Origin of the sequence: Acinetobacter oleivorans DR1, from assembly GCF_000196795.1 — a bacterium.
Classification (GTDB): Bacteria; Pseudomonadota; Gammaproteobacteria; order Pseudomonadales; family Moraxellaceae; genus Acinetobacter; species Acinetobacter oleivorans.
Genome location: NC_014259.1, coordinates 3,447,390 through 3,469,899 on the forward strand (window position 1 = coordinate 3,447,390; position 22,510 = coordinate 3,469,899).

At 38.0% G+C, this 22,510-nt stretch carries 21 protein-coding genes; 3 read left to right on the forward strand and 18 right to left on the reverse strand.

Going from position 1 to position 22,510, the window contains the following annotated elements; translation table 11 throughout:
* Positions 1-20 precede the first annotated feature (20 nt).
* The 5 genes from AOLE_RS16210 to rpe form a co-directional block, all read right to left on the reverse strand.
* A complete protein-coding gene (locus AOLE_RS16210) occupies positions 21-776 on the reverse strand; it encodes a copper resistance protein B (protein ID WP_013198890.1) in 756 nt (251 codons plus the stop codon).
* On the reverse strand, positions 763-2,745 hold the full coding sequence (locus AOLE_RS16215) for a multicopper oxidase domain-containing protein (protein ID WP_013198891.1): 1,983 nt from the start codon (positions 2,743-2,745) through the stop codon (positions 763-765). The genes AOLE_RS16210 and AOLE_RS16215 overlap by 14 nt, the downstream gene beginning before the upstream one ends.
* Positions 2,746-2,785: 40 nt before the next feature.
* Positions 2,786-3,181, reverse strand: a complete 396-nt coding sequence (locus AOLE_RS16220) for a hypothetical protein (protein WP_013198892.1) — start codon at positions 3,179-3,181, stop codon at positions 2,786-2,788.
* A gap of 103 nt (positions 3,182-3,284) precedes the next feature.
* Positions 3,285-4,106, reverse strand: a complete 822-nt coding sequence (locus tag AOLE_RS16225; RefSeq protein WP_013198893.1) for a Cof-type HAD-IIB family hydrolase — start codon at positions 4,104-4,106, stop codon at positions 3,285-3,287.
* A gap of 357 nt (positions 4,107-4,463) precedes the next feature.
* Positions 4,464-5,150, reverse strand: coding sequence for a ribulose-phosphate 3-epimerase (rpe, locus tag AOLE_RS16230; protein WP_013198894.1), 687 nt, complete (start codon positions 5,148-5,150; stop codon positions 4,464-4,466).
* Positions 5,151-5,334: 184 nt separating this feature from the next.
* Between rpe and AOLE_RS16235 the strand changes: the two genes are divergently transcribed.
* A complete protein-coding gene (locus tag AOLE_RS16235) occupies positions 5,335-5,607 on the forward strand; it encodes a DUF2218 domain-containing protein (RefSeq protein ID WP_013198895.1) in 273 nt (90 codons plus the stop codon).
* Here AOLE_RS16235 and fghA read toward each other — a convergent pair whose 3' ends face one another.
* The 6 genes from fghA to AOLE_RS16265 form a co-directional block, all read right to left on the reverse strand.
* The gene (fghA, locus tag AOLE_RS16240; protein WP_013198896.1) at positions 5,608-6,453 is read right to left on the reverse strand and encodes an S-formylglutathione hydrolase; all 846 of its coding nucleotides are present in this window, start codon (positions 6,451-6,453) and stop codon (positions 5,608-5,610) included.
* Positions 6,422-7,873, reverse strand: a complete 1,452-nt coding sequence (locus AOLE_RS16245; RefSeq protein ID WP_005302864.1) for a C13 family peptidase — start codon at positions 7,871-7,873, stop codon at positions 6,422-6,424. The genes fghA and AOLE_RS16245 overlap by 32 nt, the downstream gene beginning before the upstream one ends.
* 136 nt (positions 7,874-8,009) lie before the next feature.
* Positions 8,010-8,801, reverse strand: coding sequence for a class I SAM-dependent methyltransferase (locus tag AOLE_RS16250; RefSeq protein ID WP_013198897.1), 792 nt, complete (start codon positions 8,799-8,801; stop codon positions 8,010-8,012).
* A 9-nt stretch (positions 8,802-8,810) separates the two neighbouring features.
* Positions 8,811-9,476 (reverse strand): tRNA (adenosine(37)-N6)-threonylcarbamoyltransferase complex dimerization subunit type 1 TsaB, encoded by a 666-nt coding sequence (tsaB, locus tag AOLE_RS16255; RefSeq protein WP_013198898.1) that lies wholly within the window; start codon positions 9,474-9,476, stop codon positions 8,811-8,813.
* 134 nt (positions 9,477-9,610) lie between these two features.
* Positions 9,611-10,138, reverse strand: a complete 528-nt coding sequence (locus AOLE_RS16260) for a gamma carbonic anhydrase family protein (RefSeq protein ID WP_080632626.1) — start codon at positions 10,136-10,138, stop codon at positions 9,611-9,613.
* Between the two features lie 19 nt (positions 10,139-10,157).
* A complete protein-coding gene (locus AOLE_RS16265; protein WP_085942204.1) occupies positions 10,158-10,787 on the reverse strand; it encodes a CoA pyrophosphatase in 630 nt (209 codons plus the stop codon).
* A gap of 114 nt (positions 10,788-10,901) precedes the next feature.
* Between AOLE_RS16265 and AOLE_RS16270 the strand changes: the two genes are divergently transcribed.
* Entirely contained in the window at positions 10,902-11,450 is a 549-nt protein-coding gene (locus AOLE_RS16270) for an NUDIX hydrolase (RefSeq protein ID WP_013198899.1), read from the forward strand.
* Between the two features lie 53 nt (positions 11,451-11,503).
* On the opposite strand, the gene filF is transcribed toward AOLE_RS16270, so the two are convergent.
* From filF to filA, 6 genes are all read right to left on the reverse strand, one after another.
* Positions 11,504-13,504, reverse strand: a complete 2,001-nt coding sequence (gene filF, locus AOLE_RS16275) for a putative pilus system protein FilF (protein WP_081399199.1) — start codon at positions 13,502-13,504, stop codon at positions 11,504-11,506.
* 12 nt (positions 13,505-13,516) lie between these two features.
* Positions 13,517-14,776 carry a putative pilus assembly protein FilE gene (gene filE, locus AOLE_RS16280; RefSeq protein WP_023274316.1) on the reverse strand — a complete coding sequence of 420 codons (1,260 nt, stop codon included), beginning with the start codon at positions 14,774-14,776 and terminating at the stop codon, positions 13,517-13,519.
* A gap of 17 nt (positions 14,777-14,793) precedes the next feature.
* On the reverse strand, positions 14,794-16,458 hold the full coding sequence (gene filD / locus AOLE_RS16285; RefSeq protein ID WP_023274317.1) for a putative pilus system OmpP1/FadL family transporter FilD: 1,665 nt from the start codon (positions 16,456-16,458) through the stop codon (positions 14,794-14,796).
* A gap of 12 nt (positions 16,459-16,470) precedes the next feature.
* Complete coding sequence (filC, locus tag AOLE_RS16290; protein WP_023274318.1) at positions 16,471-17,670, reverse strand: putative pilus system protein FilC; 1,200 nt, start codon at positions 17,668-17,670, stop codon at positions 16,471-16,473.
* Positions 17,671-17,715: 45 nt separating this feature from the next.
* Positions 17,716-18,549 (reverse strand): putative pilus system C39 family peptidase FilB, encoded by an 834-nt coding sequence (filB, locus tag AOLE_RS16295; protein WP_013198904.1) that lies wholly within the window; start codon positions 18,547-18,549, stop codon positions 17,716-17,718.
* Between the two features lie 305 nt (positions 18,550-18,854).
* A complete protein-coding gene (gene filA, locus AOLE_RS16300) occupies positions 18,855-19,706 on the reverse strand; it encodes a putative pilus system protein FilA (protein WP_013198905.1) in 852 nt (283 codons plus the stop codon).
* Positions 19,707-20,061: 355 nt separating this feature from the next.
* Between filA and AOLE_RS16305 the strand changes: the two genes are divergently transcribed.
* A complete protein-coding gene (locus tag AOLE_RS16305) occupies positions 20,062-21,405 on the forward strand; it encodes an anthranilate synthase component I family protein (protein WP_013198906.1) in 1,344 nt (447 codons plus the stop codon).
* Between the two features lie 3 nt (positions 21,406-21,408).
* Here the strand turns inward: AOLE_RS16305 and hisC are convergent, their stop codons facing one another.
* Positions 21,409-22,494, reverse strand: coding sequence for a histidinol-phosphate transaminase (hisC, locus tag AOLE_RS16310; protein WP_013198907.1), 1,086 nt, complete (start codon positions 22,492-22,494; stop codon positions 21,409-21,411).
* Positions 22,495-22,510: the final 16 nt, after the last annotated feature.

Here is a 22,510-nt window from a genome sequence, read left to right on the forward strand (position 1 = left end):
GCTTAATTTTTGTTCGGCAATTAGAACTTAAGTGTTAACCCTGCTCCATAATACCAACCATGTTCAGAGTCAGTTCCAGTTTGCCAAGCGGTTTGTTTTAAACCTTTTTCATAGCCGTAACCCACATCAACAAATGGCATGACCTTTTTGTTGATTTCATAACGGGTTTGAAAACCAGCTTGTAAACTAGATAACCCTGATTTACTTGCATAGTGAGATTCATCTTGCAAAACAACATCTGCTTTTAAATAAGGTTTACCAATTAACTTTTGGGTAAAGAGTAAGTCTCTTTCCGTTTCTAAACTTAGCTTCCATAGCTGGTCTTCACCTGCATAAAGATATGCATCGGTTTCAAAAAAGTAAGGTGCCATGCCATGCAAACCGACTACACCTGCCCAGCGATCTTGCTTTTCATCTTCCCGTTGTAAACGCTCGTAGTTTACCCCAGCCTGTACATCCCAATAGTCAGCTACATTTCGACTGTAAAGTACTGAACCGCCGTAATTAGCATCTTCTGACTCGGCTTTTTCAACATGGGTTTTGATGAATAGTTTGTTTTCATCAGTTCCCACCCAGCTTTCCAATTCAGAAGAAAAACGTCCTTCTCCTTCTTCATTTTGAGTCCAACCAGAATCAATTTTTGTTGCTTGATAGATCTGTCCACCATGTTCACGTAAATGATCATGAGTTAAAGGTTCTTGAGCAAAAGCAAATATAGATATACCCGAGAAAGCACCGCAACATATCATTTGAGAAAATAACTTAGTGATGCGCATGACTAGCTCCTTTCTCATTTTCAGATTGAACAGGTGCTTGAGATGCTGGTTTTGCCCCATCATTCACTTGAGCTACAATCAACTTATTCATCATCCCTGCACTCATGTGATAAAGCAGATGGCAATGAATCGCCCATTCTCCTAAAGCATCGGCTGTTAATAACGCAGTAACTGTCTTTCCTGGTGGAACAATAACGGTATGTTTATTTGGCAAGTTTTCAGCTTGCTGACCATTTTCCAATTGCATGAACATGCCATGTAAATGCATTGGATGAGCCATCATGCTGTCATTCACGAACTTCAAGCGAATACGTTCGCCATACTTAACTTGCAATGGCTCAGCTTCGCTAAATTTCTTGCCATTAATGGTCCAGATATAACGCTCCATGTTGCCACCTAAACGAATAACAAGCTCTCGTTCTGGCGCACGCGTGTCTGGCTGAGGTGTTAAAGATTGCAAATCACTATATTGCAGTGCTTTCATACCCGCTGGTGTCGAAGCATTTGCCCAGCCATAAACGGGCTTATCCTTTTTAGTTTTATTCTCAGATTGCGCAGGCATCTCATGTTTCATATTCATCATAGAATGATCATGTTTTTCAGATGACATACTTTTCATGTCATGATCCATGTTCATCATCGTATGATCATGATTAGTCTGGCTCTCTTCTTTTTTCATTTCAGGCATCGCTGACATGTCATGCTTCATTTGCATCATAGAATGACCATGTTCTTCAGATGACATATTTTTCATGTCATGATCCATGTTCATCATCGTATGATCATGATTAGTCTGGCTCTCTTCTTTTTTGATTTCAGACATAGCAGACATGTCGTGTTGCATGTTCATTTGATGGCCAGCATGTTCATCACTCGCTCCATTGCCATGACTCATGCCCATATCGTCCATAGTTAGCAAAGAACGTGGACGTGGTTGCGGCATTTGAACTGGCTCTACAGCTTGCGTATTTTCATTGTGCAAAGTCCCGATGGCAAAACCACTGCGGTCAATAGACTCTGCTTCAATCTGATAATTTGCTTGTTTAGGCTCTACAATAACATCGTAGGTTTCAGCTGTACCAATACGAAACTCGTCAATTGCAACTGGTTTAACTGGCTGCCCATCTGCACTTACAACTGTCATTTTCAAATTTGGAATTCTGACATCAAAAAATGACATTGCCGATGCGTTAATAAATCGTAATCGAACCTTATCGCCAGCTTTAAAATTACCTGTCCAGTTTTGCTGAGGTGTCTTGCCATTAACCAAGAAGGTATAACCCGTCACATCAGACATATCGGTTTTTAACATCCGCATCTGATTCCACATCGAACGATCTTGCCAAGTTGCTTTTAAGCCTTGTGTTTTAACTTGCTTCAAAACATCAGATACGGTTTCACGGCGGTTTTGATAATACTCAGCAGATTTCTTCAAATTCTTCATAATGCTATCGCTAGAAGAATGATGAAAATCTGAAAGCATCACCACATAATCACGATCCGTTTTTTCATGTGCAGCTACGGGTATTTTCCCTTTCGGGTAAATCACAAGTGGCCCATATAAACCATCTTGCTCTTGGCCTTTGCTATGGGCGTGATACCAATAAGTGCCGTTTTGTTTCACCTTAAAGCGGTAAACAAAATCTCCGTTTGGCGCGATTCCTTTAAAACCATTGAAACCCGGTACACCATCCATTAACCCTGGCAGTAATAACCCATGCCAGTGCAAAGACGTGTCTTGATTCTTTAATTGGTTATGAACATGAATAACAGCCTCATCTCCTTCTTCAAACTCAAGAAGTGGGGCTGTAAATTTTCCATTTACGGTAATTCGTTTGAGCGGCTGACCCGTAACATTGACCTGTTGTTCATTAATATTAAGGTGATATTCCTTAATTGCCGCGAGGGTCCATGGTGAAACCAATAGACCAAATACAGCGACGAGGCTGCTAATTGTTTTATGAGACATTGCTGTAATCCTTTGAACTAAAAAAATAAGTAAGAAAGGATTAAGCTTTTGGAGGACGTAAAATTTCTTGCCAGTATCCGGCTAAATGCTGAGCCTGATAAATACTGCTAAATTGAGACGAAATTGGAATGAATTGCGAGTCAATATCTGGTACAGCTTGCTGTAATGCCAAATTCACAATTTGACAATGAACTGGGTTACAGTCCTGACAATGCTCACCATGCGAGTGAACAGCCTGTGTCATATTTTGATGACATACTGTCTGATCATCTGTTTGAACATGCATATTCTTATGCGAAGTTTTTTCACTATGACACGGCATCGTATGAAGATCATGCTGCATAGGCGTCTGAGCAACAGACACACCACTCCACCCAATGACCAAAGTCATTAGGAACACAAACCAAGCATACTTGCGTAAGTGTCGTAGAGCCATTGTGGTTTATCACCTAGAACCGATGAGTAATCTTAATTCCATTAGCATAACCAAGTTTTCAAACAGATACAATTTTCAATCTTAACTGTTTGTTTTAAAGTAATTAAGCAAATGGTGGTTGATGCTGAAGGACTAAATCAATCACATCTAGTGCACCCTCTTGTTCATTACTTACAGTTGTATAAGGGGCTACTGCTTTCAAAGCTTCAACTGCATTTTCAACCGCAAATCCATAACCGACAGCTTTGATCATCTGGATATCATTATTGTTATCACCAATCGCAACCACTTGATCAGATTCAACCTGCCATTTTTGTAGCAATAGCTTCAAACCATGTGCTTTATGCTGGTCTGGAAGAATCAAATCGATAAAACCAAAACCACTTGAAACAGGAACTAATACTTTATCTGCAACAAAACTTTTATTCTGAAAATGTTCAAAAATCGCAAAGCTTTCGTTTTCCTGAGCAGTAAAAGTAATTTTACATACCAAGTCATCTAGTGCATAAAAATCATCAATAACTGTTAGCTTTTCAAAGTATCGAGCGACTTTGGCATAGTCCTCTGCGTTCATGCTGTTATGCACATAAGCACTCTGTTTTCCGCAGATCACCATGGTTGAGGTGTATGTAGGGTCAATCGCTTTCAGAATCTCAATATATTGTTGCTGACTTAAATGAGCAAAAGCTATTTCTTGCCCTGCATCTACAACATGCGCGCCATTTTCTGCAATAAAAGCAATTTCATGACTAATTTCTGGAAAATAGGTAATCAGCTTTGCGAGTTGGTTACCACTGGCAACCACGAAATGAATATTATTTTGTTTAAGTTGTTCGTACTGTTTTAAAAAACGTGCTTTGTTGTACTGCTTCTTAGAATTAAGAAAAGTCCCATCCATATCTACCGCTAAAATTTTTATCGTCATTAATTATCTAAATCTCTTACTAAAATCTTATTAAAGCAAATTTAGCTTTATTTTTCATGACACTTTTACAGTTTTATACTTATCTATCTCTAAAAAAATTTCACACAGAGCCGTATCGTTTTTTGCACAGGTTATTTTTTAGCAAAGCTTAATAAAAAATCAGATAATAAAATATTCAACACGCATAAAAAAAGAACGCCAAAACGTTCTTTTTTCATACATTTCGCTTAGAGAATAAACGGTTGATCTAATTTTGTTTATTTTACCAACATCTTATCCATACGGTTATCAACACAGTTATCCATATAGTTATAAACAAAGTTATCCACAAGCTTATTCTCAGTTCAATATACTTTTTTAAGCTTCTACACTGCCCACTTTCGCAAGCTCTGCACGCATTTGATCAATCACAACTTTATAATCTGGTTGACCAAAAATAGCTGAACCAGCAACAAACATATCTGCACCTGCTTCTGCAATTTCACGAATATTTGCAGGGCCAACACCACCATCAACTTCTAAACGAATATCGCGGCCACTTGCATCAATAATTTTACGAGCTTCACGCAATTTTTCTAAAGTCATTGGAATGAACTTTTGTCCACCAAAACCTGGGTTTACGCTCATTATTAAAATTTGATCAACTTTATCAAGCACGTAATCTAAATAGTGCAACGGCGTTGCAGGGTTAAAGACTAAACCTGCTTTTGCACCACCTGACTTAATCAACTGTAATGAACGATCAATGTGGTGCGATGCTTCTGGATGGAAAGTGATAATATCTGCACCAGCTTCCAAAAAGTCTCCAATAATTCGATCAACTGGAGATACCATTAGATGCACGTCAACAGGAGCTGTAATCCCATAATTTTTTAAAGCCTTACATACACCAGCACCAAAAGTTAAATTTGGAACATAGTGATTATCCATCACATCAAAATGTACTACATCGGCACCTGCGGCTAACACTTTGTCTACATCTTCACCTAAACGAGCAAAATCGGCAGATAAAATAGAAGGAGCAATCAAGTAAGGCTTGGACATAGGTGGATGACCTGGCTAAAAATTTAAGGAGAGGCTGAAAATTATAACAAAAAAGAACCTAATTGGCCTGCTCTTCCTTGCTTAAATGACAACATTTCAAACTTGCAACGTAACGTTGCAACAATAGAATGCTAACGGCGAAACGAATTTGTTAAGGTACATTAAACCAATGTGAGGATTGATAATGAAAAGCACAACTCATCTATTAACAAACGATGGAAAACGCATTGCAAAACGTCTAGTTAATCATTGGAAGCACAAGTTTGAAGTACAAGAAACTGAACAAGATTTTAAAATCTTAATGCCTACAGCAACGATTACACTTGCACCAGAAACAGAGCAGTTAAACGTTGTAATTGATAGCCAGTTAGATGACCACAACCACTTAGAAAAAGTTGTCCTTGATCATCTAAACCGTATGGCTCAACAAGAATTTCAGGTTGAGTGGCAACACTAATTAGCCAGCGACCTTTTCTAATTGAATTGCATGGAACTGTAAATGCTCATCCATAAAGGTTTGAATAAAGTAATAACCATGATCATAGCCAGGATGTTGTCTTAAAGTTAAAGGCTGTCCTGCTTTTAAACATGCTTGCTTAAACTTTTCAGGGTGAAGTTGTTCATAAAATTGGTCATCTAATCCCTGATCAACCAGAATTTCGTCAAATACTGCACCATTTTTTGATACTAAAGCTGTGGCATCATGAGCCAACCAGCTATCGCGATCTGCACCTAAATAATGACTAAAGGCTTTGTCTCCCCATGCACACTCTGTTGGTGCACAGATTGGAGCAAAAGCAGATACCGACTTAAATTTCTCTGGATATTTAAAAGCTAAAGTTAATGCCCCGTGTCCACCCATTGAGTGCCCAAAGATACCAACTTGTTGAGCGTTTACAGGAAAGCTTTTTAAAATGAGTGGATATAACTCATCAATTAAATAGCTTTCCATTTGATAATGCTCAGACCATGGTGCTTGTGTAGCATTAATATAAAAGCCCGCGCCTTGTCCAATATCCCAATGATCCCCTACTGCGACTTGTTCTCCACGAGGAGAAGTGTCTGGGGTAATCAATATTAGGCTCAGCTGTGCGGCCATATGCTGTGCATGTGCTTTAATGGCAAAGGTTTCTTCAGTACACGTTAACCCAGCTAAGTAAAACAAAGTTGAGCAAGCTTTACCTTCTAGAGCTACTGGTGGTAAATAAACACCAAACTTCGCTGGTCCTTTTAAATAAGAAGATTCAAATTGGTATATACGCTGCTCGCCCTCAAAGCAGCGGTTTTTTTGCAGGAGTTGCATCGTTTTTAGCCTCTGTTTTTGTTTGAGCAATATCTACACTACCTGTATTTTGCTGAGGAAATAGATACTTTTCCAATTGAGGTAGCATAAGTTCCATATTTTTACCAATCATCCACTGAGGCTCTGAAGGTTCAACACCTTGAGCCACTTCCCATTTGGTTACTGTTTGCTTAGCTGTGTTAAATGAGTCTTTCATCGACGATTGCTCTCGCATAGCCAAATCAAAGAAAGCTCGTCCAAAATAGGTATAGTCAGCTTCGTTATTACATCCAAAAGAAGTTTTATCAGCGGCAGATGCGGTAATAATTAAAGTATCAGGAGACTGTAAAGCAGGAATAAAGCTTCCTGAATAACAGGCTGAGATAACAATCACGCGCCAGCGAATACCAGATTTATCAAGTGTTTCACGCAACCATTTCGGGTCTACTTGCCCTAAATCTAATGGTGCATTTTCAATTTCGAAGTGATTCTGTTCACCGTGTGAAGTCATATATAGAAATAGGACATCGCTATCACGGTTCATTTGCTGTCCCATACGGCGTAGAGCTAACTCGATACTGGTTTTAGAGGCAATCGGAATTTCTGTACGGGTGTCTGGATTATTGACCAACATCATCGAACGACCAATCGTTCCAAAACGTGTATCAAACTGTTCTTTAATACGGACCACTTCCGATTTAAAAACATCTTGGTAACTATCGCCAGCAACACCTAAAAAATACCAATGACTTTTTGCCTGCTCGCCATATTGGACTTGCTCTAAAGAATCACTCAGCAATTTACTTTGTGCGTAAAAAGCATCTTCAGCAAATGTTGGAGCCGAATCTTCTACCTTCCAAATCGGTTGATCTTTTACAGAAAGTTGCCACACTACCATTGTCGCAATAGTCGCAACCATGACGAGTGCACGTTCCCACCAAGGCCACTTAAGTTCGCGTGAGAAAACCCAAATCACCGCTAAACTTTGCCACACAAACAAAGCTACAAATAAGCTCGGTAAAATTCCGTTATAAATAGCATCGGGAATAAAGTTGAGATAACCATTAGAACCCAAATACTGAATTAAACATTGAATTAATAAGATATTTGTATCTAGAACCAACCACAGTAAAGCAGGTACTAGCATTAAACGAGGTTGGTTGGTGCGCTGAGATAAGAAAATACCGACAATTAAGGCAATAAATGGCCAAAGTGCATAACCAATTAAACCTTGAGAATTGAAATCACCGATTTGACCAGCGACAAGCCAACTATACAGAGAGTTAGTACATCCCCCTAAAATTCCCCAAACAATAAGCTGAAGAATAGATGGATGTACAATTTGTAGAGAACGTCTTGATCCCAAAAACAGCCACATTCCGGCAATTTGGTTGCTTTTAAAATCATGCCAAAAGTTAATGGAGGGTTTAAGATCAATCATAAAAGGTTTTCAAAAATTTCGTTTTTGTCAGGCATCTTAAGTGTATGCCTGCTAAGAATTTTAGCAATCATGCTTTTGAACTATATCACATATATTTGTGCATTATTCAAGCAATAAAACCTAACCTTACATAAGCCTACTGAAAATACGCATCAAAACGACAAGCATCTCCTTGCCATTGATGAGCTGGCTCTTGATTCGCCAAGAAAATAGCATGGCGCGGTCGTTTAACGATTACACGTTTAGCAACTTTCTGTGCCAAAACCAGCAAATTATCCCCCAAATCCATCTCACCATCTTCGGGTAAAAGTAGGTGTAAAAGCTGCATCTGTTTTTTAACTTGAGCTTGTTTTTTGATGGCTTGATGATTCTGGTCACGCTGTGGAAACATCGGATCTAGATAAACCACATCAACTAGTTGAGCTGTTTGCTGTAACTGTTGTAAATAACTTGCAGAGTCAGCAAAGATCAGTTGAATCCGATCCATAAACTGGCTTAAAAAGCTGTCTTGTTCAGCTTGTGCTTTTGCATCTTCAAGTAAGGTAAATAAAATTGGATGGCGCTCAACCAATTGTATTTGTGCGCCTAAATAAGCCATGAGTAAACTATCGTGGCCTAAGCCTGCTGTAGCATCAACCAGTATTGGTTTTTCACCTAACTGACAAGCCCGAGCAATCATTTCTGATTTAAGACTTGCACGTTTTAAACGGGAAATTTCGGCTTTCCAGTCGGGCTGCATTTTCATGCCATTTGCAGATAACCATAGCCCATTTTCATCCACACAAAGTGCCAACTCAGGATTTAAACGCAGAAAACGTGCATTCAGTTTTTCAACTAACTGCAAATCTACAGTCACACCTCTAGAACAAAGCACAGCTTGGTAGTGCTGTGCTTGTTGTTGAAAATCTACTTCAAAATATATGTGCATGATTCGCCTTTATTTTGCTTTACCCTGATCTGCTATTTTTTTCCATGCATCATCACGTAAATAAACTGGTAAAGCATGTTCAGCATCAACCCACTGCTTTTGCGCCGCATAAACACGTGCAATAGAAGCAATGTCTTGCGCAGTTGCCGTGATTGTTTGATGATCTGCATCAGCTTGAAGTAACTTTGCGCCCGAACCAATTAAGCAATATTTTGCGTAAGCAGCTGCTAGCTCGTAGCCCATTAATTTTTCTTCATCAATACACTGCATAATTCTATGCTCATCTAGAACATAACTTGCAATGTAAACTTCGTTCATACGCGCATCGAGAACCGCTGTGACTTGTTTCAAACCTTCAAGTCGGTATGCCGCTTGAGCTAAAGCTTGCAAACTCGAAACAGGAATAACAGGTAAATCTTGTGACCATGCCAACGCCTGAGTCACAGCTGCATTAATGCGAACACCACTAAAAGAACCCGGCCCACGGCTAAAGGCAATCGCATCTAGACCAGCAACCTCAAGACCTGTTTGCTGTAGCCCCTGCTCAATCATGGGCAAAATGGTCTGGGTTTGTGCTTTCGCCCGCGTATCGAGTTGAAAAAACAGTTCTTGGGTTTCATCGACTAATGAAATAGAACACTGCTCATTTGCAGTTTCCAACGCCAGCAATTTCATGCACAACCTTAGTATTAAATCAGATTAAAAACGAGGGTTATGATACCCCACTCGGCTCTGATAGGCGAGTTGTTCTCTTTCTAAATAAAAATGCCAAGCTTGTGCTTGGCATATAAAATAACTTATTAAAAATTTTAAAAGTGGAATTCCTTTAAATCTGCATAGTTCTTAAAATGCTCAGCATAATGTAATGCACTCAAACGTATTTTTGCAGCGCCATCTTCATCTAAAGTTTTGACAATTTTGCCAGGTGACCCCATCACCACTGAATTATCTGGAATCACCTTCCCTTCAGGAATTAAGGCATTCGCACCAATAATACAGTTTTTACCAATCACAGCCCGATTTAAAATTACGGCGTTCATACCAATCAAACTATTATCACCAATCGTACAACCATGCAGCATGACTTTATGCCCGACTGTGACATACTCACCAATATTTAATTCAAGTCCAGCATCGGTATGTAGTACAGAATTTTCTTGAATATTAGAGAAATCACCAATTCGAACTACACAGTTATCGGCACGTACTACAGCTCCAAACCAAATGCTGACTTGACGCCCTAACTCTACTTGTCCAATGAGTGTTGCTGTTGGAGCAACCCAACCATCCCATGGTTCATGTAAGGCTTTTGGGTGCTGTCCTTGATAGCTATACATCATAATTTATCAATCCTGATCATTTATTCTTATGAGAAAACTTTGGCATTCCAAAGGTTGGCGAGTTGAGTAAAAATGGCCAATCTTTTTGATAACCCAATCCATATTTAAACAGAGCAACTAACATACGAGCAGTTAACCCCCAAATAATTTCATTATCAATCTGTAAGCTTGGAAAATATAAAGACTGATGGGCATATCGAACTTCATAGGGTGTCGGGCGCGTCTCGATCAGTTGTTGTAACGGGACAAAGAAAATTCGGTCAATTTCGGTAGGTTGAGGGATTAAAGTCACCTCTGGAGGAATAAGTCCAACGATCGGTTTTACAGACAAACCACTTCTTGCACGCTGCATCGGCAAATCACCTAACAGCTGCACATCAAAAGGGTTTAAAGCTGTCTCTTCCTGAGCTTCTCTTAACGCTACAACAATATTGCTGGTATCACTAGGATCACGCTTTCCACCCGGAAAAGAAACTTCCCCCGCATGGTTGTTCATATGTATTGAACGGCGTGTAAGCAGTACCTTTGGATCATTTTCATTAGTAATTGCAATCAGTACTGCTGCTTGTGCTTCTTGTATGCGGGTGGAAAAGCGCAATCTTTGCTGTAACTTTTGTGTTAGCAAGTGCTCTTCCATACCATTCACCTATTATTCTATCTCTCTTTGCATCATATCTGAAAATCAAACTTAGGGAATAGAGTTGATGCGTAAGTCTAAAAATTCAGTTATGCTGAGTCATCTCTATACTCGATGATAATTATGAGTTTCTGTGTAGCGTGTGGGCATAAAACCGAACAAAAAATTCCTTTAGGTGATCATAAAGTACGCCGTGTTTGTACTCATTGTGGAAATATTCACTATGAAAACCCCAAAGTAATCTGCGGTGCCTTAGCGTTATGGGAAGATAAAGTACTCCTCTGCCGTCGTGCGATTGAACCTCGTTATGGTTTATGGACTTTGCCTGCTGGCTATATGGAATTGTTCGAAACCATGGAGCAAGGTGCAGCACGCGAAACACGTGAAGAAGCAGAAGCCGCGATAGAAATAGAGCAACTGTACTGTATGTACAATATTCCGCGTATTGGTCAAATTTATGTACTTTTCAAAGCACAGCTGAAAGATGGGATTTTTGGTGCAGGTGAAGAAAGTATCGAGAGTCGCTTGTTTGAAGAACACGAAATTCCATGGGGTGAACTTGCTTTCCCTAGTGTAGAACATACATTAAGACACTATTTTGAAGATCGTAAAAAACAAGTGTTCCCAACTCATCTTGAAACTTTGGGTACTCGTTTAGACAATACGGGTTAATCAATTAAATAAATAAAAAAGACCGCTAAGCGGTCTTTTTTTGTCTCTTATTTTTAAGGTTTAGTTTTAAGCGCATTACAAGCTGGTATAGACTGATTAGCTAGTTTAATAGACACCGTGCCAGATAGGCGTTGAGCCAAGGCTTTCTCAACATCTGTTGGTGCTGGGCTAATATCCTTAATATTATTATAAACAGCTTGATAGAAAGCATAAAGATTAATCCAACGCGCAGTCTTGTTTTCATAATCACTTAAATTAATACTATTACTGCTGTTTTGACCTGCTAATAAGTTATAGAGATTAATCTTCGCTCCATTTACCGAAATTGCATCATTTACATTATCATCTGGATTAGTATCCGCTCTCACTACAGAGTTAAGTCCCATCAAAATCCCATTAAGGTTACCTAGCTGAGGATTCGATAAAATCATACGAACAGTAATAGAACTGTCATTATCAGATGACTCTGTTCCACCAGTAGTACCAAGTCGATATTGTTGCACACCATTACTATCAATTAAGCTGTTTTCTGTTACTGTTGCACATTGACCAGACATATCGGTTGCAGTTGCATTTGGTTTAATATCCGTACGAATATTTCCTTTTTCATCAACGACAATGCCTAAATCGATAGGAGCTATCCCAGTAGTATCAAATCGAAATGTCAAAGTCGCATATAATGGGAAGACATAGCGTTGACCAGAACTCACGTTAGCTGCTGTTTTAAAAATTTCTTTTCCAAGATAACTAATAGGATTGGCTTTAATAATATCAAGTGAACCCTTATAGTTTTCAGTGCCTACTGTTTGACGCCATAAACCATAATGCTGAATATTTCCTGTTGTCGAGCGTGTTAGCTGTTTATAAAAACCTTCACTTCCAGCAACAGCATAATCGTTCATAAACTTACCTTGATAGATTTGCAAATCATTATTTGCATTGCTATCAACGCTTAAACGTAATGGTTGAGTCGATTGAATATCTTTTGAAATTGGGTTAAGCCAACCATTTTGTTGGGGAGCAATTAGCATTTGCATTGGTTTTGCTTTGGTCCACAATAAAACTGGGGGAGCAACACCAGTCACGTTTCCTTTATCATCTTTATATAAAGTAGCATCACCACGCCATTGCAGGCCGTAACCCATTGCATAACCTTCACGGTCAGTCAACATGAACATGTTAGCCATCATATGACGTAAATTAGTGGTAGATTTATTAAAGCAATCTGCTAATGCCTGATTACAGCCATAAAAACCTAATGGTAACGGTGAACTAGTAGAATCTACAATACCCGCATAAGTCGCTTCATTTGCTTGAAATAATGCAGCATTTGCCAAGTTTGTGACTTGAACTACGAGTGCATAAGCTTGTGCATCAGACACTTTGCTTACATCTAACCAAGGTTTTAGAAGAGTTGCATATTGCCCATTCTTCCATTCTGTCGCAGTTATATCTTGTGTCAGATTAGCCAACAGATTTTTCTTATCTTGAGTAAATTGGGTTGGTTGTAAATCACCTACCACATTATCGCCACGTTCAACGCCAATACTTTGGAATAACTTAACTAAAGCCATAGCCACTTTAATAGTTGGATCAGCATTACTCATTGAAGCAGGAGGCTGACCAGTTAATGCTGTAGCCATATCCAAAACTGTTAAATGTGTTGTCCCGTATTTTCCTAATGTATCAAGTTTTATAGTACCTAACGCAATCTTATGAGTATTGCTACCTTGCAGATAAAGCGTAATTGTTTCATCTGATTTACTACCACTGATACTACAAGCACCGCCAACCGAGTTACCAACCAATTTAGTAATATAACGCTGATTCGGAGATAAACTACAGTCGAAATTCAATCCGGCTATTGGATAATTTAATTCAAAATTCAGACATGACTCATCTGTTGCTTTACAATCCAAATTAGTGGTCGGAATCTCACCTCCACCTTGTGTAGGATCTTCATTAATTGTTGAGCCACCACCACCGCAACCATTTAATACAATTGCCAATGTGGACAATGCAAAAGGTAATAAAAAATTTTTACTCATCATCATTCCTATTTATTTTTAACGTAATACCGAAATTTTAATTTGTCCATGATTAGATAGCTCTTGATCCGGCATATCCACAGCCGAAGATAAAGGCGTTAACATAATATAGTGTGTACGTTCTGGTACCTGTAAAATGCCTAAAATCGATGCATGTTGTAAAATCGTCGCAGGATACGACTTACTTTTAAACCCACTAGCACCTTCTATAACACAACCCTTTTCATCCAAGAAAACAGCGAGGGGCCAATAATATACAGGCTTGTCATTGGTTGTAGCATAGGAAGCTACTTGTATATTCTTAATAGAGGAGTCTACTTTTACGACTTCGTATTCAAACTTTTCTTTAAGAGGTTTTCTCGGCCATAACCCAACTTCTTTATTCTGGCTTAGCTTTTTAATTGATTTGTTATAGCCATTAATAAAACATAAATCATTTTCAAAAGTGCTTGCTAACTCTTTGTGCGAAAGTCTCACATAAGTAGGAGCTAATACCACAGAAGAGACTTGATCTTCTTGAGATCGATGCAATACGTTATCAAGGATAGACTGACCAACACCTTTTTTACGCTCAATAGATTCCGTACGACCTAAACCGTCAGGCATAATATAAAAACGTTTTTTTCCTTCTAGATTAAACTCTTGGTTCTCTAAATATTCATTATTGACGTATTCAACACCATCAATAGTAGTGTACTTCGTCTCATCCTTTTTTGGAGCTACTTGTGCTGATGAAGTAACGATATCCTTAGACAAAGGTGGAGCTGAATTCAGTTCTGCTTTTTCTTCAATCTTTCGTTGGGAAGCAGAATCCTTTATCACTGTTTTTTCTTTAGTAGTTGCTAACTTAGACTTTTGATCAATAACTTTTGATTCTTCTTTGCTTATTTTTATCTGTTTTGAAACTGTAGATTGTTTCTTTATCGAGACAGTTGGTGCAGTTGGTGCAGTTGGTGCAGTTGGTGCAGTTGGTGCAGTTGGTGCAGTTGGTGCAGTTGGTGCAGTTGGTGCAGTATTAGACGACTTTGTATTTACTTTAGGCAATTCTTTTGATTTTAAAGATATTTCCGGCAACACTTGATGTTCTAGAGGAGTCGCCTTTATCTCTGGATTTGTTAATACCTTAGGCGGTATAACAGTTCGTTCCACCCTTTTACTCGGAACAATCATTGGTCGACCATCAGGACCAATAATCGTATAAAAACCATCCGCGTAAATAGCAGAGTTACTTGCTATTGCAATAAAAAAAATCACAATAGCAAATTCAGGTCGAAACATCCATTCGCAATTTAATTTTACCATTTTGTTCTATAATTTAACCCGAGTACTGTAACTTTGGTATTGGTTTTAACATCCAAACCGGCATAAGGGTTTAACAGGATATTATCAACTCCTGTTTTATTAGATAAGGTACTAGTCCCTGCTGGAATATTATCGCGGCTACGTAAGAAACCAACTGAAAGATCCAAATCTGTGTCAGCATCAAATCGATATCCAACACCCAAACCGAATAATTGCGCATTATTAATTGGAATCATGGTATTACGTTTATCATTCGGAATAGCACTAGCGCGAGGCTCATAACCAGCACGTAACTTCAAACGATCTGTTGCGGAATACTCTAAACCAATACCCCAACTCCATGGTGAGGTAAACTTTAAAGGTAAACCTAATGAAGCATCTGTCACATCATTTGATAAAAGTTTGGCAACTTTGAGTAAAGTAATCTGTCTATCAAATTCAAATTTGAACTTATCCCATGCAGAATAGTCAGTCCAGCCCACATCAAAGTTAACTTGCAAATCAGGGAATATCTTATATTTAATCCCTGCTTGGAAATGGGCTGGATATTCCAGATCCATCGCCGCTAATCCAGACTCAGAACTCGGTACATTTACCGGTAAACCGAGAATTTGACCCAAAACCTGACCTGTAGCTGAGGAGTTTAAGCCTTTAATTAATTCTTGAGGAGCCTTAGCATTATTAATCAGGTATTTCCCTTTCATACGCATCTTAGCTGCACTTTGATAAACCATACCAAAGCCAAAATCGTCCGTCGGTTCCCACATTAATCCTAAGTTATAGCTTGGGCTTAAAGACTGCTCCATAGAAACTTGAAGTGATCCCATTTTCTTAAAAGGGTTCATTCCTTCTTGAGTATTACATAAGCCAAATAACAATAGATTAGTAATCATATCGTTATTGTCTTTGAAAGGTCCACATACCACGTCATCAACCATCCGCAACACTCCAATCATATCGTTGGGAAATCGCAAATCGGTTTTCATGGCAAGAGCGTTATAAGACATCCCCACAGAGGCACCGATCGACAAATGGTCATTTACTTGATAACCAAAAGATGGAGACAAATAAGTAATTCGCTCAACAGCCACTTGCTGGCCCATAAAGTTTCCCGCATTACCATTTTCAGCGCCAAAACCTGCAATTAAAGGTGCATAAATTGCAGTAGCATAGGTCAGCTTTGAACCTGGAGGTTTATAGGCGATCCCTGCTGTAGGTGCAACGAGTGGGTAACCAGCACCCAGATCAACCATTTTTTTGAGAATCGGTATATATAAACTGGCGTACTCAACATCACCACGTACAGGGCCTTTAAAATCAGTACAAATATTAGCTGTAACTTCTGGACCATCATTACAAACAAGAGGGTCATCTGAGTAGCCAAAAACGTTATAACCAGGAGGGGCTGAGAACTCACGTTGAATATCAAAGTTCGCTAAAATTCCTTGCACATCTGTTTGTAAGCCATCAATTTTTGCTAAAGCTGCAGGGTTAAAGTGAACTGCACTAATGCCGGGAGGATCTGCAGTTACAGCATTCCCCATCGATAGTGAACGAATATCAACAGCTAGGTTTTGTCCTAATTGAGCATTGGCAAAGCTAGAAAAACCGGAGATAACAATTGCCGCCGTTAAAGGACATAATTTAGGATATTTCACCTGCATATCTCCTTATTTGGTTTTTTTGCCAAAACCTATAAAATCTAGCGGGAAAGATAGACCAAGCGAAACATCTGGTGCATCTTCGGTTAAACCAATACCCACTGTACCATTAACAATTGTTTCAGGTGAAACACGTACACCTAAAGCAAAAGACAACATTGCACTACTTTGGTCTGGCGACTTATATGATTCACCATTCTTAAACTGGAACTCAGCATCCATGTTAAAGCTTTGTTGATATGACATGGTTAATGACACGTCATAGTTAAATGAGTAAGCAAAACCAAAAGAGAAACCACCGCTAATACCAGGGTCAAAACTCTCTAGATAACGAGGACCATTAGCTCCACCACCACGTGCCTGATTTAACCCTGTTTCTTTAAAACCATAATTAGCAGAGGCTGAAGCAAATAAAACCACAGGATCAATATATTTACGGGTACTTGCTCCAATTCCAGCAGAGTAATAACCTTTACCTGTTGAAAGCTCATCCAAACCGATTTCGTAAGGACTGTCTCCAGTTTTTGTGGAAAGATTACCAAATAACACTAATGGCAAACGACCTTGCTTTAACGGGAAAGGCTCCCAGCGAGCTCCTAAAGAAATATCACCTAAACCAGCAGTAGTTGTATCACGAATAATTTCAGATTTTGCAACGAAAGGAACTGTTGCTGATAAAGTTAAGTTGTCCAATACACCATATTGAACAGTAAAACTATTCGTTAAAGTATGGTTCGCATCTTCTTCAACACGTAAACGGTTGAGTTGAGATGAATCATCAGCTAAAGCTAAATCAATTCGAGTATCGCGATAATAAGTATAGTCAAGATCGTAATAAGCTGAAAATATGCCTCTTTTAATCAATGAATATTGACGTTCATTTGATGTAAATACTTCTTGTAAATTTGTCTCTTGGGTCGCATCGCCTTCTTTTTTCTGTAAAGCAGTAGCGGCTTGATTAGCTCCCGTATTTGAAGATGCAACAGACGCAGGTTCAGTAGTTACAATATCTGCGGCTGGAGCTGTACTTGTATCTTGAACTGAATCTATTGCTGGTGTTACTACAGATCCTGTACTCGAATCAGAAATAACTGCGGTGTTTTGTGCTTCAGCTTCAGTTTGTGCGACTTGATCATTTGCATAAAGTGTGCCCGTAATAGCACTCATACTTAATGCCAATACACTCATCTTCATCCATAGATTATTCATGTTTCTTCCCACCTAATGTATTTATTTTACTCAATTCATATTTGATTATTTACGCTTATAGTAAAGACGCATATACGTTTCAATTGGCTGATTATAGGTTGCAGAATTTGGGTCTTTATCAAGTACCCGACGCATGGTTGATGCTTTATTTGCTAAACGGTCATAATTGAATGTTGGATATTGCACATCCACAAAGGCATAACGGTTAACAGTTGCATCTTCTACATGACGCATATCTGAGTCTTTTAAGGCCAATAAATCTTTACGCTGAGATTCAGGAACAGAAACAACAAATAATGTATTGTTATCCCAAACTTCTTTAAAACGATTTTCATCAAAGCTGATATTCCCTAATGCAGGATCAGCAACATATACTCGTCCATCTTTATAAGCTTTATATACGACAAAATGCTTAAAACCAGCATAGGAAATTGGAACAATCGCAGGCTGTCCAAGATTGACTAAATCCGAAAATTCTCCACGATAACCTCCGCTATCTAAACCAATAGCAGTTACAAAGCGCTTCATATCAAGTAATGAGAAACTTCGACGCTCAATAATACGTTGGTATTCACCATACTGTAGTAAGCCGCTCATTGTCTGCTGTTCAGTCAAACTAGTTCCCACATAACCATTTAAAAGCGTAGTAAGAGCAGCTGAACCGCAACTATAATCGTATGCTTGTCGAACAATACCTCGAAACTGATCTTCTACAGCTGGTTTAATCTGAACTGGTTCAATATGATTACGGCGAAAAGATAAATTACGTGAATCGGCAGTCTCTGTGTAATAAACAGTTCCCGGTGGCTTTTTTTCTATTTCGAAGGCTTCTGTCGCAAAGTAATACATCAATGCTGAGCCTAAAACAATCTCTAACATAAGCACTTGGTCTAAATGGTGGCCTAACTGGCCTTATTCATTTTATTCTTAGAGCAATAGCTCTACATCCCTGTGTTTTGAAGATACCTTTTTTTTTGTAAAAAACAGCTTTTTTTTAATCTTTTTGATGAATGTATAGTTCTACTCTAATTAAACTGTTAATTAAATCTCATTTTTGAACATTGGTTTTTCTAATATATAAATTATTCATATAATAATTTATATTAAACAACTATATAAAATCATTTCATTTTTTTATTCAATAAAAAAAGCGCGTATAAAAACGCGCTTTTTTTAATTTTAAATTAGTGACCAGAAATTGTAATTGTAGAAGTACCCACTTTTAAACCTTGGATTTCAACATCACCGATTGAAGAAGCAGTACTAGAACCTAAATGTACGCCTTGTACATAAACATTCATACCTTGAGTACTATTATTTTGAATTTTCAAGCCAGTTGGTACAACTGAAATATTAGCATCTACATCTAAGTCACCAGTTGTATTACCAGCACCACGAACCATTACTTTGTCTAGGACAATTTTACCGCCACCTGCAGCGTCATTAATACCGAAGTTAGATAAAGTTAAACCACCTTTTAAAGCTGAATTCACTTTAATCATTGCGCCTTGCGGAGTAGAACCTAATTGTACATTCGCTGAAATTGCGCCTAATGATAAATCTAAACCAGAAATAATTTCAGTTGGAGCAGTTTCAGTAATACCACGTACAGCAGTAGTTGTATTTAATGTACCAGAAGTACCTACACCAACAGAACCGACATGTACATCAACCGCACCTACATTTGCAGCAACGTTTAAAAATGCGCCATTTGCACCTGAAGCACCAACGCTATCAATTTTAAGATCTAACAGGTTTGTGGTTGTATCAACTTGTTTAACAGTTACTCCACTTACTGCAATCGCACCTGCAGTTGCTGCAGCACCTGTAATTCCTGTAGTAGGGTTTAAACCATCGTTATCATGAATATATAATTTATCGATAGAAATACCGCCAGAACCTAAAGCGATACCGATGTTAATACCATCTTGACCTGTAGCAGCGCTTAGTGCAGCATCGTCCATTGACTGCATTGCCATTGCATTTGCACTGATAGCTAAAGAAGAAACTAAAGCAAGTTTAGTGAACATTTTCATTGAGCACTCTCCCAAGAGCATTTATTTTTTGACTTTAACCACTCTCATTGTCTCAAGTTGCATTTTTCTTTATATAGCAACCGAAACTTCCAATCCTTGAGTAGTTTTGCTTAGCAATTACTAAATTACATCTACGTTACTTTTTGTTCAACTAGTGTTGTGCATTTTTTGCCAACTACCCGACAAACGGTACGCTCAATTTATTTCGCTTTTAACGACTAATCCCAACGCCAATCCCACTCTAAAATTCGACTATTTTATCAACGAAAAGTACCTCTCTTCTAAGTCTTCTCCCTGATGATCCGCAAGTTGTAGTAAACTAATATTTCCCTCATTAACTATTCTGTTATTTAAAATGTCTCAGTTAAAGAAAAAAATCTCATTACATGGTAAAAGTACTGCCGAGATTTTAAAAAATTTACAAGGATTAACTGGGCTCATTTATTTAAATGACAATAATAATCCTATTATTGGTTTTCTCCCGCAACAATACATTCTTATTCAGAATGAAGAGAATATAGCATTTCAACGTCAAAAATTTAATGAATATAAAGAAATATTAAAATCGAATCAATTATTAGAATTTGTTCAACTAAAAGAAATTAAAAATACTAAATCAATAACAAGTTTTAATGGCGGCTATATCGGTTTTATTAGTTATGATTTTGCTGCACATCAATTTATTAATACTCAGACTCATATGCAGCCATCTTTGTTCTTAGGTCAATATCGTTCTTTTTTAAAATATATAGATAATGTTTGGTATTTTTTTAGTGATGAAGAAAATGCATTAGACCTATTTAAATATATTGAAAAGAAGTTAGAGATTCCTAATTCAAATAAATCTAAAAATATATTTGAATTAAAAACTGCTATTCAACCAAGATGGTCTAAAGAACAATATTTTGAAGCTTTTAACAAAATACAAGAATACATTAAAGCTGGAGATTGTTATCAAATTAATTTAACCCAAGAATTTAAAGCTGATTTCAAAGGTTCCTTATTAAATAAAGCTGAAGATTTATGGAACCTTACTAATGCCCCATATGCAGGTTATTTAAGATTAGATCAATTTGAGTTATTAAGTTGTTCTCCTGAACTCTTTATTGAATTCAATCAAAATAAACAAATTAAGACTCGACCTATTAAGGGAACCATGCCTCGATATGAAGATATCGAAAAAGATTTTATTTCAAAACAAACTTTAAAAAACTCGCAAAAAGATCAGGCCGAGAATGTCATGATTGTTGATTTATTACGTAATGATTTGAGCATTTATGCCAATACAGGGTCCGTAAAAACAACACAATTATTCGAGATTGAAAGTTTTAATCAAGTTCATCATATGGTCAGCGAGATTGTTGCCACGCTTAAAGATGATATTAATCCAATGCAAATGTTGCTCTCTGCTTTACCGGGGGGATCGATTACAGGAGCCCCAAAAATTAGGGCAATGCAAATTATTGAAGAATTAGAAGAAGAAGCAAGAGGTGCTTATTGCGGGACATTAGGTTACTTCAATTTTGATGGAACGGGTCGCTGGAATATTCTTATCCGTAGTTTTCAACAATATCAAAATCAGCTCTCTTTGTGGGCCGGTGGTGGCATTACCATTGCCTCAAATGCAGAAGCAGAATATCAAGAAAGCCTCGATAAAATTTCTGCCATGCTGAACTTGATGAACAGCACAGCAGACTAAAACTTAAAGAATATCTTGTTTTAACGTTTGCACTAAACGCATATTCTGCTCATCAGTACCCACTGTAATACGCAAAAATTGATTAATACGAGGCTTATTGAAATAACGCACAATAATACCTTGTTCACGTAATTGCTGTGCAAGTTTGCCTGCATCATGGACTGAGTGTGAAGCAAAAATAAAGTTCGCTTTAGAAGGTAAAACTTTAAAGCCCAAAGCAGTTAAGTCATCTACTAGCTTTTCACGACTAGAAATAACTCTCTGAAGTTGTTCTTCAAAATAAGCCTGATCTTCAAAAGAAGCTACCGCGGCTGCAATTGCAAAACGGTCAATAGGATATGAGTTAAAACTATTTTTGACAGCTTCAAGCGCTGCAATTAAATGTGGCTGAGCGATTGCAAAACCAACGCGCAAACCAGCTAATGAACGAGACTTCGAAGTTGTTTGACAAACAACCAAATTCTCATAGCGATTTACAAGACCAACTGCGGATTCTGCCCCAAAATCAACATAAGCCTCATCGATCACCACTACCCGATCTGGATTTGCTTTTAAGATTTGCTCGATATCTGGCAAACCCATTGCAATACTGGTTGGTGCATTAGGGTTTGTAATAACAATCCCACCATTTGGTTGTATATAGTCCTTAGCTTCTATCTCGAAATTCTCATTAAGTGGAATTTCTTTAGTTTTTGTTCCAAAGAACTGACTATAAACTGGATAAAAACTATAAGTAATATCCGGATAAAGAATCGGTTCATCTTGAAGGAAAAATGCTTTAAAAATATGAGCAAGTACTTCGTCTGAGCCGTTACCCACAAAAACTTGAGAAATCTCAATATTCTGTTGCTTAGCAATTGCTTGCTTTAAAGCTGTAGCATCTGGGTCTGGATATAAACGCAATGCATCAGCTTGCTGAGTTAAAACAGCTTGAACTGCTTCAACTACTTTTGGTGATGGCGGATATGGATTTTCATTCGTATTAAGTTTCAATAAATTCTGAATTTTAGGCTGTTCACCAGGAACATAAGGCTCTAATTCACGAACTTCTGGACTCCAAAAGCGCATTTGTGCTGTAGATAAAGTCATGGTCTTATCTCAAAAA